Genomic DNA, 12,031 nt, shown 5'->3' with positions numbered 1-12,031 from the left:
GAGCGAAGCCCGCGGCCCGTCCCTTCGACGTCACCCCCCGCGCGGGTGGTGGCGCGCGTGCAGGACCTTGAGCCGCTCGCGCGCCACGTGGGTGTAGATGGTCGTGGTGCCGATGTCGGCATGCCCCAGCAGCAGCTGCACCGCGCGCAGGTCGGCGCCGTGGTTGAGCAGGTGCGTGGCGAACGCGTGCCGCAGCGTGTGCGGCGACAGCGGCGCGCGGATGCCGGCCCGGGCGGCGTAGCGCTTGACGAGCATCCAGAACATCACGCGCGTCATCGCCGCGCCGTGCCGTTCGGTGACGAAGAGGTCGTCGCTGCTACGGCCCGCCAGCAGCGCCGGGCGCGCCTGCGCCAGGTAGCGGCGCAGCCAGTCGGCGGCCACGTCGCCGAACGGCACCAGCCGCTCCTTGGCGCCCTTGCCGGTGACGCGCAGCACCTGGTCCGGCAGGCTCAGCTCGAACAGCCGCAGGCCCACGAGTTCGCTGACGCGCAGACCGCTGGCGTACATCAGCTCCAGCATCGCACGGTCACGCAGGCCCAGCGGCGTGCCGACGTCCGGCGCGGCCAGCAGCGCCTCCACCTGCGCCTCGGTCAGGGTCTTGGGCACGCGCAGCGGCGTGCGCGCCGTCACCAGCGGCAGCGTGGGGTCACGCTCGATCAACCCCTCGCGCAGCGCCCAGCGGTAGAAGCGCTTGAAGGCACTCAGGCGCCGGTTGCTGCTGGTGGCGCGACTGCCCGGCAGGCGCGCGGCCATGTAGCCCTGCAGGTCGTCGGCCCCGGCCGCCAGCAGCCCGCCGCGCCCCTGCCCCGCCAGCCAGGCGGCCAAGGCCTCAAGGTCGCTGCGGTAGGCCGCCAGCGTCCGCGGCGCCAGCCCCTCCTCCAGCCACAGCGCGTCGGCGAAGCGGTCCACCAGCGCCTCGTCCCCCGGTATCATCGCCATATGACGATGGTAGCGTGCGCGCAGGCGCTGCAGGTCGAGCCGCTGCCGGCCCTGGCCGACAACTACATCTGGCTGCTGCACGACGGCACGTGCGCCTGGGTGGTCGACCCGGGCGAGGCGGCGGTGGTGCAGGAGGCGCTGGCGCGGCGCGGCTTGGCGCTGCAGGGCATCCTGATCACCCACCACCACGGCGACCACACCGGCGGCGTGGCGACGCTGCAGGCCGCCAGCGGTTGCCGCGTCATCGGGCCGGCCGCCGAACCGCTGCCGGTGGCGGCCGAGCCGGTGGGCGACGGCGACGAGCTGGAGCTGCTCGGGCGGCGCTGGCGCGTGCTGGCGGTGCCCGGGCACACGCGCGGTCACGTGGCCTACGTCAACGACCCCGTGCCGGGCGATGCGCGGCGCTGGCTGTTCTGCGGCGACACGCTGTTTGCCGCCGGCTGCGGTCGCCTGTTCGAGGGCACGCCGGCGCAGATGCTGGCCTCGCTCGAGCGGCTGGCGGTGCTGCCGGCCGATACGCTGGTGTGCTGCGCGCACGAATACACGCTGGCCAACCTGCGTTTTGCCGCGGCGGTGGAGCCGGACAACCCGCACCTCCCCGCCGTGCGCGCCGAGGCCGAGGCGCGGCGCGCGCGCGGCGAGCCGACGCTGCCGTCCACCATGGCGAGCGAGCGCGCCGTCAACCCGTTCCTGCGCACGCGGGAACCCGGCGTGCGCGCCGCGCTCCGACGTCAGGGGCTGCAGCCCTTGGAAACCGACGCCGACCACTTCGCCGCGCTGCGGCGCTGGAAGGACGGCTTTCGCTGACCCTCGCCCGCGGCGACGCCGTGGCCGACCGCTCAACCCTCGACCGCGCCCTTTGACGATGCACCGAATCCTGACCTGGGCGCCGCTGGCCGCCCTGCTGGCGCTGGCCGGCTGCGCCAGCCTCCCAGCCTCGCCCGCCGCCGACGCCGCCTCCGCGCCAGCCGCCGCCGCCACGCACGATGTGGCCGGCGGCACGGAACCCGCGCCGGTGGTCGCGCCCGGCGCCGAGCGGCTGGCGCCCCCGCCGGCCGCCGAGCCGCTGCCCGCCCCCGCCCCGGTGGTGACCGTGCAGGCGCCGCGCGACCTGTGGGAGCGCATCGGCCGCGGCTTCGCGATGCCGGACCTGCAGGACGAGCGCGTCGCGCAATGGGAGCGCTGGTACGCCAGCCGCCCGGACTATCTGCAGCGCATGGTGGACCGCGGCAGCAAATACCTGTTCCACATCGTCGAGGAACTGGAACGCCGCGGCCTGCCGCAGGAGCTGGCGCTGCTGCCCTTCATCGAGAGCGCCTTCAACCCCCAGGCGGTCTCGCACGCCAAGGCCGCCGGCATGTGGCAGTTCATGCCGGCCACCGGGCGCCACTTCGATCTCAAGCAGAACGCCTTCCGCGACGACCGGCGCGACGTGCTGGCCTCCACGCGCGCGGCGCTCGATTACCTGGAGCGGCTGCATCGCATGTTCGGTGACTGGCACCTGGCGCTGGCCGCCTACAACTGGGGGGAAGGCAACGTGCAGCGCGCCATCCGGCGCAACCAGGCCGCCGGGCTGCCCACCGGGTACCTCGACCTGCGCATGCCCGAGGAGACGCGGCACTACGTGCCCAAGCTGCAGGCGGTCAAGAACCTGGTGCGCGCGCCCCAGGCCCACGGGGTGGCCCTGCCGGTGGTCGGCAACCACCCGTTCTTCGACACCGTGCGCATCGAGCGCGACATCGACGTGGCGCTGATCGCCCGGCTGGCCGACGTCTCCGAGGCCGACTTCCGCACCCTCAACCCGGCGCACAACAAGCCGGTCATCATGGCCGCCGGAACCCCGGAGATCCTGCTGCCGTGGGACAACGCGCTGCTGTTTGCCGAGCGGCTCAAGGCCTGGCGCGGCCCGACCGCGAGCTGGACCGCCTGGCGGGTGCCGCGCGACATGACGGTGGCGCAGGCCGCGCGCGAGCTCGACTGGAGCGAAGCCGAGCTGCGCCAGGCCAACCGCATCCCGCCACGCATGCGGCTGAGGGCGGGCTCCACGATCCTGGTGCCGCGCGAGGGGCGGCTGGACCGCGACGTACCCGAGCACCTGGCCGATCACGGCCAGATCCTGCTGGCCCCGGAGGCCCCGCCGGTGCGCACCGTGCGCGTCAAGGCGCGCAAGGGTGACACGCTGGCCAGCGTCGCACGCCGCCACGGCGTGCGCGTGGCCGACCTGGCCGCTTGGAACGGCCTGGCGCCGTCCAGCGCCCTGCGCCCCGGCCAGGTGCTGACGGTGCAGACGCGCGCCAAGGCACAGCCGGCCCCCGTCCGCATGGCGCGCGCCAAGACGGCACGCCGCCCGGCGGCGCCGGGTGCGCAGGCGACCCGTGCCGGCGCCGCCACGCCCCCCAAGGCGCGCGTGGCGCAGCGCTGAGGCCGCCCGCCGGGGCGCGCCGCTGCGCGACAATCGGAGGCTTCGTGCCCGTCGCTGCGCCATGATCCGTCGCCTGCAAACCCTGCTGCCCAGCCGTGACCGCCTGCACCAGATGCGCTGGCTGCGCTGGCTCGGACCGCGCCTGCATCATCCGCGCCTGTGGCACTTCAGCCGCCGCGGCCTGGCGCTGGGACTGGCGCTGGGCGTGTTCTTCGGGTTGCTGATCCCGGTGGCGCAGATTCCATTTGCGGCGACGCTGGCGGTGCTGCTGCGTGCCCACCTGCCGGCGGCGGTGGCCAGCACCCTGGTCACCAACCCGGTCACCTTCGGGCCGGTGTACTACGGTGCCTACAAACTCGGCCGGGTCATCCTCGGCCAGCCGGCGCCTGCGGGTGACGAGCAGCCGCCGGTGTTTCCGGACGGCGCCGGCCAGGCGGCGCAGGCGGGCGGTTCCTGGCTCGACGGGTTGGTCATGGCGTGGGACTGGCTGACCGACGTCGGCAAGCCGCTGGTGGTGGGGCTGGCGATCGTGGCCAGCGTCAGCGGCGTGATGGTGTATGCGCTGGTGCAATGGGCATGGGCGCTGCGCGTGCGACTGGCGCGGCGCCAGCGCCAGCGCGGCCGCAGGCGTGCGCTCTGATGCGCCGTGGGCGCGCGCCGTCTGGCGTCCTCACGGCTCGGCGCGTGCGGCCTGCTGCCAGGCGTGCACGGCGGCGGCCTCGTCGCCGCGCTGCTGCGCCAGTTCGGCCAAGGCCACCCAGGTGCGGCGCTGCAGCCGCCCGGGCGGCAGCGAGCGCGCGGCCTGCTGCAGCAGCGCCTGCGCCTTGCCCCACAGCGCGCGCGCGCGAAACGCCTGGCCGCACAGGTACTGCAGCGTCGGCTCCTGGGGCGCGCGGCGCTGCGCCTCCTCCAGCCGCGCCAACCAGCCGGCGTCGAGCCGCGGCAGCCACGCCTCCAGGCGCAGCGCCAGTTCCTGCCGTTCCTCCTCGGCCAGCGTCTCGTATCCCGCCCAGGCCACCCGGATGGCCTCGTCGACCACGCGCGGCAGCGCCGCCCCCTCGGCCGCCGCGGTCGGCAGCCCAAGCAGCTCGGCACGCTGCAACACCGCCAGCGCGCGGCGCGGATCGTGCCGCTCGGGCCCCTGCAGTCCGCGCCACACCGCCAACAGGGCCTCGGCATCGACGGCCTCGCGCACGGCCTGGCGCCACAGACCGCGCAGCAGCGTCTGCGCCGCCTCGTCCGAGAGGGCGCGGTGCTTGGCCAGCAGGCGCGCCATCTCCAGCGCCGCCTGCGTGTCACGGCGCAGCTGCGCCAGCCGCAGACGCAGGCGCACGGCCTGGATGCGCCGCGCCGCCCCCTGCGGCAGCTCGGCCAGCGTGGCCGCCGCGGCAGCGGCATCCCCGGCCTCCAGCGCCCACTCCGCGGCCCGCAGCAGCAGGCCCTCGCGCGCTTCCGGCACCGCTGCGGGCTGCGGCACCGCCAGCCCGGCGCGCAGCCAGGCGTCGCGCCGGGCGCGCTGACCCAGCGCGTGGGCGCTCTCGGCGGCGACCAGGTGCGCCAGCATCCACAGCTCGCCCTGGAACGGCGGCACCGGCGCCTGCGGCTGCCGCAGACGCTCGATGGCCTCGCGCGCGGCGGTTTGCGCGCGCACGAAGCGGCCGGCCAGCTGATGGGCCTGCGCCTGCAGCACCAGGCCGACGGTGGCGCGCTCGTGCTGCAGCGCGCGCCAGCGCCGCGCGCGCCGCGGCAGGTCGCGCAGCACGGCCACGCCGCGCAAGGCGCCATACAGCAGTGCGAACCCCGCCACCAGCGCCACGACGACGAGGTTGAACGACAGATCGACCCGCCACGGCGGCCAGAACAGCGACACCATCGCCGGGTTGTCGCCCATCAGCAGCGCCGCCGCCACCGCCAGCGCCGCCAGCAGCAACCAGCCGAAGACGCGCTTCACGCCCGCCTCCCCTTGCCGCGCCCGGTCGTGGTCACCTCAGCGCCCTCCGGCCGCGGCGGCCAGCGCGGCCAGCGTCTCCTCCGGCCGCGGCAGGCGGTCGTGGCGCAGGTCGCGCAGCAGCTCCTCCAGCGTCCGCGCCACCGGGTGCAGCACCGCCGCTTCGGTGTCGAAGTAACGCTGCAGGTGGCGCTGCAGCGCCCGCACGTCGGCACGGGCCGCGTCGAACTGGCGTGCCAGCACCGCCAGCCGGGCGTTGAGCAACAGCAGCCGCGCGTTCTCGCGCAGGAAATACGCCTGCTCCGGCGCCAGCAGGACCGCCTCGGCCGGCTCGATGCGGCGCAGGCGTACCAGATCGCGCATGGCCTGCTGCAGCCGCTGCAGCGCCGCGCCGGTGTGCTCGCCCAGCCACGCGGGCAACTGCCGCCACGACCAGGCGGCCGCTTGCGGCGGGGCAGAGGATGGTGACGGGGCAGGCGCCGGCTTCGGCGGCGGCACGGGCGTCGGCGGGCCGCTGCGCAGCGGCCACTCGTCGACGGTGCGCGCCAGCTCGTCCAGCCGCGCCACCAGCGCCGGCACGTCCACCAGCGTCGCCGCGCGGATGCGTTCCAGGTCACGCGCGAGGGCGCGCTGCACCGGATTGAGGCGCGGCTGTGCCGCCCGCTCGATGCGCTGCTGCGCCCCCTGCAGCGCCGAGACCATCGGCTGCGCGCTGCCGGTCAGTTCGCTCTGCTGGATCGCCAACCGCAGGGCCGCCTCCAGATCCTGCACCAGCGCGTCGTCGCGCGAGCGCGACACCGCCAGCATCAGCTCCTCCAGCTGACTGCGCTGCAGGCTGACCTCGGCGACGCGCAACTCCAGCACGCCAAGCTTGGCCTGCAGCTCGCCGGACTGCGCCTGCGCCAGCTCGGCCTGCGCGCGCACGGCGGCCAGTTCGGTCTGCAGCTGCAGGGTGCGGCGCGCCAGCTCCTCCTGCGTGCGGCCCAGGCGCTGCCACAGCGCCACGGTCACCGCCAGCGCCCCCACCGCCACGCCCAGCGCCAGCCACGGCAGCCAGCGCACCGGCGCAGCGGCCGTGGCGGCCGCCGCGGGCGCAGCGGAATCGGCAGGGGCGGGGGCGTTCACGCCACCGATTCTAGGGCTTGCAGCACGTCGGTTATGGTCGGTCGCGTCGTCAGCACGCGGCCGAAGCCGGCCGCCCGCGCCGCCGCCGCGATGCGCGGATGCGTGGCCAGCGCCACCGCCTGTGCCCAGTCGGCTCCGGACGCGAGGGCGGCCAGGTTGGCGACCGCCTCACCGCTGCTGAACAGCCACACCCCGCCGGCCGCGGCCTGACGCGCCGCCGCCTGCTGCGCCGCATCCCAAGCCGGCACCGCGCGCCGGTAAGCCAGCAGCGTCTCGACCCGTCCGCCGGCAGCCTGCACGTGCCGCAGCAGCCCGTCCCGCCCCTGGCCACCGTCGGAGGAAAGGCCGCGCACCACCAGCAGCCGCCAGCCCGGGCGCACCTGCGCCGCCACCTGCGGCCACAGCGCCTCGGCCTCCACCCGGGGGGCGTCCGCGGGCACGGCGTCCAGCCGCTCGGGTGGCACCCCCCAGGTGCGCAGTGCCCCCGCCGTGCCCTGCCCCGGCGCCCAGCAGCGCAGCGGCGCCGGAGGCGGCGGCCAGCCGGCCGCGCGCATCACCTCCACCGCCGCGGGGCTGACCACCATCACCGCGTCGCAGCGCGCCTGCGCCGCCCAGGGCGCCGGCTGGTTCGGGGGCAACAGCGACTCGATCGCCAGCAGCGGCAGCGCCTGCGCCGGCCAGCCTGCCGCCCGCAGCGCCCGCACCCAGGCGGCGGCCTGGGACGGCGGGCGCGTGACGACGACGGTGGGGCGCTCCATGCCTGCGGCCGCGCCTCACGCCACCGTCACGCGCGCCCCCTGGGCCAGCAGCGCGTGCGCGGCGCGTTCGCCCAGCGCGCGCGCCTGCTCCAGCGTCGCCACCTCGGCCCGCACGACGGCCTCGCACAACGCCCCCGGACGCTCGGCATCGCCCCAGGCGGCGCGCAGCACCAGCTCGGCCGACTCGCCGGCGCCGCCGGGCGCGCGGCCAGCCCACGTGGCGTACGCCGCCAGCGGCACCGAGCAGCTGCCACCCAGCGCGCGCGAGACGGCGCGCTCGGCTTCCACCGCACACCACGTGGCCCAGTGCGCCAGCGGTGCCAGCGCCGCGGCCACGTCGGTGCGCACGGCCACGATCTCGATGCCGAGCGCGCCTTGGCCGGCCGCCGGCAGCATCACCTCCGGCTCGAAGAGGCGCCGGATGCGCGCCTGAAGCCCGAGCCGCCTGAGGCCCGCTGCCGCCAGCACGATGGCGTGGTACTGCCCCTCGTCGAGCTTGCGCAGGCGTGTGTCGAGGTTGCCGCGCAGCGGCTCGACGCGCACGTCGTCGCGCCCCAGCCGCCGCAGCAGCGCGCGCAGCAGCACCTGCCGGCGCAGGCTCGAGGTGCCCACCACCGCGCCGGCCGGCAGCGTCTCGGGGCCGTCGCCGTGCGGCGACACCCAGGCATCGCGCGGATCCTCGCGCGCCATCACGCAGGCCAGCGCAAAGCCCGGCGGCAGCTCCATCGGCACGTCCTTGAGCGAGTGCACCGCCAGGTCGGCGCGTCCCTGCTCCAGCGCCACCTCCAGCTCCTTGACGAACAGACCCTTGCCGCCGACCTTCGAGAGGGTGCGGTCCAGGATCTGGTCGCCGCGCGTGGTCATGCCGAGCAGCCGCACGCGGTGGCCGCTTGCCTGCAGCCGCGCCTGCACGTGCTCGGCCTGCCACAGGGCCAGGCGGCTTTCGCGCGTGGCGATCGTCAGGTCGAGTGCGGGGGAGGCGGTGGCGGGGGGCGCGGAGGCGACGGTCATGCGTCCGATGCTAGCACGGCGCCTTCACCGCGCAGCGCCTCGCGCACAGTGGCGAGCTGGCGGCGCGAGACCTGCAGCCGCTCCGGCACGCCGTCGAGCCGCACCACCCAACCGTCGAACGGCTCGCCGGAAGGATCACCGGTGCGCTCGTGCACGCGCTCCAGCGCGCGCAGGCGCTGGCGCGCCACCAGCGCATTGCGGTGCACGCGCACCCAGCGCTGCGGCTGGACGCGCTCGAACTCGTGCAACGAGCCGTCGTAGATGTAGCTGCGCTGCGGCGTGCGCACCGTCAGGTATTTCAGCTCGGCCTTCAGGTAGACCACCTCGTCCAGCGGCACGCGCTCGGTGCGCCCGCGCTCGTGGATCACCAGCGCATCGGACACGGCGCCGCCGGCAGCCTGCGCACCCGGCGGCGCCGGCGCGCGGGCGAGCCAGCGCCGCGCTTTCTCCAGCGCCTGCTGCAGCCGCTCGCGCCGCACCGGTTTGGTCAGGTAATCGACGGCGTCGAGCTCGAAGGCGCGCAGGGCGTGCTCGGCATGGGCGGTGACGAACACCAGCGCCGGCGCGCCGGGCCGGTTGCGCAGCAAGGCGGCCAGCCCCAGCCCGTCCAGCCCTGGCATCTGCACGTCCAGCAGCACGACGTCCCACGGCTCGCTGCTCAGGCGCGCCAGCGCCGTGCGGCCATCGGCGGCCTCGCCGACCACGATGCCGGGCTCGAGCGCGGCCAGCTGATCGGCCAGGCGCTGACGGGCCAGCGCCTCGTCATCCACCACCAGCACCCGCATCACCATCGCCGCCATCTCCTGTGTCCCGGGGCAGCGCGATCGGGCCCGCCGCCAGCACCCCCGGTACAATCCCGCCGCCTTTATACCGTCGCTCCCCAACCGACGTCCAGCCCGAACTTTCCCATGTCATCGCATCAGCTCGAAGCCAAGTCCCACGCCTGGTCGGCGCTGTTTTCCGAACCGATGAGCGAGCTGGTGCAGCGCTACACCGCCAGCGTGTTCTTCGACAAGCGCCTCTGGAAGGCCGACATCCAGGGCAGCCTGGCCCACGCCGAGATGCTCGCGGCGCAGGGCATCCTCAGCGCGCAGGACTGGGCCGACATCCAGCGCGGCATGGCGCAGATCGCCGCCGAGATCGAGGCCGGCACCTTCCCTTGGCGGCTGGAGCTGGAGGACGTGCACCTCAACATCGAGGCGCGGCTGACGCAGCTGGTGGGCGACGCCGGCAAGCGGCTGCACACCGGCCGCAGCCGCAACGACCAGGTGGCCACCGACGTGCGCCTGTGGCTGCGCGACGAGATCGACGCCATCGCCGCGCTGCTGCGCGAGCTGCAGGCCGCGCTGGTGGAGGTGGCCGCGCGGCACGTGGACGTGATCCTGCCGGGCTTCACGCACCTGCAGGTGGCGCAGCCGGTCAGTTTTGCGCACCATCTGCTGGCGTACGTGGAGATGTTCGCGCGCGACGAGGAGCGGCTGGCCGACGTGCGCCGGCGCACCAACCGGCTGCCGCTGGGCAGCGCGGCGCTGGCCGGCACCACCTACCCGCTGGATCGCGCGCGCGTGGCGCGCACGCTGGGCATGGTCGATGAGCACGGCGAGCCGCAGCTGTGCATGAACAGCCTGGATGCGGTCAGCGACCGCGACTTCGCCATCGAGTTCAGCGCCGCCGCCGCGCTGATCATGGTGCACATCAGCCGCCTGAGCGAGGAGCTGATCCTGTGGATGAGCCAGAACTTCGGCTTCATCCGCATCGCCGACCGCTTCACCACCGGCAGCTCCATCATGCCGCAGAAGAAGAACCCCGACGTGCCGGAGCTGGCGCGCGGCAAGACCGGCCGCGTCGTCGGCCACCTGATGGGGCTGCTGACGCTGATGAAGGGCCAGCCGCTGGCCTACAACAAGGACAACCAGGAAGACAAGGAGCCGCTGTTCGACACGGTGGACACGCTCAAGGACACGCTGCGCATCTTCACCGACATGATCGGCGGCGAGCGCGACCCGGCCACCGGTCAGCGCTCGCGCGGCCTGACGGTCAACCGCGAGGCGATGGAGGCCGCGGCGCGGCGCGGCTACGCCACCGCCACCGACCTGGCCGACTACCTGGTCAAGAAGGGCGTGCCGTTCCGCGACGCGCACGAGACGGTGGCCGCCGCGGTGCGGCTGGCCAGCGAGCGCGGCGTGGACTTAAGCGAGCTGCCGCTGGAGGAGCTGCGCCGCTTCCACCCCGGCATCGAGGCCGACGTCTATGACGTGCTGAGCCTGGCCGGCAGCCTGGCGGCGCGCAACACGGTGGGCGGCACCGCGCCGCAGCAGGTGCGGCGGCAGATCGAGCGCCACCGCGTGCGGCTGGGGCTCGCCGGCACCTGATCCGCACGGCGGCGGGTCAAGACCGCCCGGGGACCGCGCCCACCGAAGCGGCCACCAGGCCCTGGAGGCGCCGCCTGGGCCGCCCCCAGGCAGTCCGCCAAAGCCGGCGGGCGCCGGATCAGGCCAGCGCCGCCTCGGCGCAGCAGCCCTTGGGCGCCGCGGTCGCGTCCCCCTCCTGCGGCTGCACCAGCTTGCGGTAGCAGGTCGGCAACGCAAACAGCGCCGGGTGCACCTCGGCGTTGTAGTACTGCAGGTCCGGCAGTGCCGCCACGCGCGCCTGCAGCGTCGCCTCGTCCAGCGCACGCGGCTGCAGCCGGTCGGAGGCGATGGCAAAGCCCCAGTACGCCCCGTAGAGCGGGATGTAGAGCCCGAACGGATGCACCTGCTCGAACACCGCGCGCAGCTCGGCGTTGATGCGGCGCACCTGCTGCGGCTCGAACACGGGCGTGCCGGTGTGCAGCACCACCGCGCCGCCGGGGTTGAGGATGCGCTTCAGCGAGCGGAAGAACGGCTCCTGATAAAGCGAGCCGGCCGGCGTCTCTGGGTCGGTCAGATCCAGCAGGATCAGGTCGAAGCGCTCCGTGGTCTCGGCGACGAACGCCAGGCCGTCGCCGATGCGCACCTCCAGCCGCGGGTCGTCGAAGACGCCGCGGTGCACGGCGCGCAGATGCTCCTTGGCGATGGCCACCACGTCGCCGTCCAGCTCGGCCATCACGACGCGCTCGACGCTGCGGTGCTTGAGCACTTCCTCCGCCGCACCGCCGTCGCCGCCGCCGATGATCAGCACGCGCCGCGGCGCGCCGTGCGCCACCGCCGCCGGGTGCACCAGGCACTCGTGGTAGTAGAACTCCTCGCCTTCGGATGTCATGAAGTGCCCGTCGATGCGCATCGCCAGACCGAAGCGCGGCGTGCGCATCAGCTCGATCGTCTGGTACGGGCTGCGGCGGCTCAGCACCCGCTCGCTGCTGGTGTAGCCGTAGACCGCATCGCCCTCGTCGTTGAGCGCCTCCAGGATCGTCTCCGCCGGCGGACGCTGCTCGCTGCCGCGCTGCAGGCGGTGGATCTCGCTGCGGCCGGGCTCGAAGGCTGCCACGATCTCGCGCAACAGCGCCTCGGCCTTGGCGGAATTGTCCGTGGTGAAGTTGCAGACGTAGACGTCCAGCGTCACCGCGCGGCGCTCGGGCCACGTGTGCACCGCCAGATGCGACTCGGCCAGCAGCAGCATGCCGGTCACGCCGCCGGGCTGGCCGTTGTACGGCGGAAACGGGTACCACTTCTCGTCGACCAGGGTCAACCCCACCCCGATCGTGTGGCGCCGGCACAGCTCGGCCAGCGCCGCCGCGTCGGTCATCAGACCGTCGGCCCCTCGGCAGTCGTACAGATCAGCCGTCAGATGAAGCCCTTGCATGGCTCGATCCCCCATCCAATCGTGTTGCACCACCAGACCGATGCGGCC

The 12,031-nt window shown here is 74.6% G+C and carries 11 protein-coding genes; 4 read left to right on the top strand and 7 right to left on the bottom strand.

What is annotated here, in order from left to right; genetic code table 11:
* Window positions 1-30: 30 nt before the first annotated feature.
* Complete coding sequence (xerD, locus tag Tsedi_RS10370) at window positions 31-933, bottom strand: site-specific tyrosine recombinase XerD (protein ID WP_143896396.1); 903 nt, start codon at window positions 931-933, stop codon at window positions 31-33.
* A gap of 12 nt (window positions 934-945) precedes the next feature.
* Between xerD and gloB the strand changes: the two genes are divergently transcribed.
* The 3 genes from gloB (at window position 946) to Tsedi_RS10355 (ending at window position 4,001) form a co-directional block, all read left to right on the top strand.
* Window positions 946-1,746, top strand: a complete 801-nt coding sequence (gene gloB, locus Tsedi_RS10365; protein ID WP_185970653.1) for a hydroxyacylglutathione hydrolase — start codon at window positions 946-948, stop codon at window positions 1,744-1,746.
* A gap of 58 nt (window positions 1,747-1,804) precedes the next feature.
* Window positions 1,805-3,361 (top strand): transglycosylase SLT domain-containing protein, encoded by a 1,557-nt coding sequence (locus Tsedi_RS10360; RefSeq protein WP_143896327.1) that lies wholly within the window; start codon window positions 1,805-1,807, stop codon window positions 3,359-3,361.
* 61 nt (window positions 3,362-3,422) lie between these two features.
* The gene (locus Tsedi_RS10355) at window positions 3,423-4,001 is read left to right on the top strand and encodes a DUF2062 domain-containing protein (protein WP_143896325.1); all 579 of its coding nucleotides are present in this window, start codon (window positions 3,423-3,425) and stop codon (window positions 3,999-4,001) included.
* 30 nt (window positions 4,002-4,031) lie between these two features.
* On the opposite strand, the gene Tsedi_RS10350 is transcribed toward Tsedi_RS10355, so the two are convergent.
* The 5 genes from Tsedi_RS10350 to Tsedi_RS10330 are packed head-to-tail and all read right to left on the bottom strand — an operon-like array spanning window position 4,032 to window position 8,994.
* Window positions 4,032-5,312, bottom strand: coding sequence for a heme biosynthesis HemY N-terminal domain-containing protein (locus Tsedi_RS10350; protein WP_143896323.1), 1,281 nt, complete (start codon window positions 5,310-5,312; stop codon window positions 4,032-4,034).
* A gap of 36 nt (window positions 5,313-5,348) precedes the next feature.
* On the bottom strand, window positions 5,349-6,434 hold the full coding sequence (locus tag Tsedi_RS10345) for a uroporphyrinogen-III C-methyltransferase (protein ID WP_185970650.1): 1,086 nt from the start codon (window positions 6,432-6,434) through the stop codon (window positions 5,349-5,351).
* Window positions 6,431-7,192 carry a uroporphyrinogen-III synthase gene (locus tag Tsedi_RS10340; RefSeq protein WP_143896319.1) on the bottom strand — a complete coding sequence of 254 codons (762 nt, stop codon included), beginning with the start codon at window positions 7,190-7,192 and terminating at the stop codon, window positions 6,431-6,433. Before Tsedi_RS10340 ends, Tsedi_RS10345 begins: the two co-directional genes overlap by 4 nt.
* Before the next feature lie 15 nt (window positions 7,193-7,207).
* Window positions 7,208-8,203 (bottom strand): hydroxymethylbilane synthase, encoded by a 996-nt coding sequence (gene hemC, locus Tsedi_RS10335; RefSeq protein WP_143896317.1) that lies wholly within the window; start codon window positions 8,201-8,203, stop codon window positions 7,208-7,210.
* On the bottom strand, window positions 8,200-8,994 hold the full coding sequence (locus Tsedi_RS10330) for a LytR/AlgR family response regulator transcription factor (RefSeq protein ID WP_143896315.1): 795 nt from the start codon (window positions 8,992-8,994) through the stop codon (window positions 8,200-8,202). The genes hemC and Tsedi_RS10330 overlap by 4 nt, the downstream gene beginning before the upstream one ends.
* Before the next feature lie 117 nt (window positions 8,995-9,111).
* Between Tsedi_RS10330 and argH the strand changes: the two genes are divergently transcribed.
* Complete coding sequence (gene argH, locus Tsedi_RS10325) at window positions 9,112-10,575, top strand: argininosuccinate lyase (protein ID WP_143896314.1); 1,464 nt, start codon at window positions 9,112-9,114, stop codon at window positions 10,573-10,575.
* Window positions 10,576-10,693: 118 nt separating this feature from the next.
* Here argH and speE read toward each other — a convergent pair whose 3' ends face one another.
* Complete coding sequence (gene speE, locus Tsedi_RS10320; RefSeq protein ID WP_143896312.1) at window positions 10,694-11,983, bottom strand: polyamine aminopropyltransferase; 1,290 nt, start codon at window positions 11,981-11,983, stop codon at window positions 10,694-10,696.
* Window positions 11,984-12,031: the final 48 nt, after the last annotated feature.

This window comes from Tepidimonas sediminis (assembly GCF_007556605.1).
GTDB lineage: Bacteria > Pseudomonadota > Gammaproteobacteria > Burkholderiales > Burkholderiaceae_C > Tepidimonas > Tepidimonas sediminis.
Note: the sequence above shows the minus strand (reverse complement) of the source record. Positions and strands in the feature narration are given on the sequence as shown.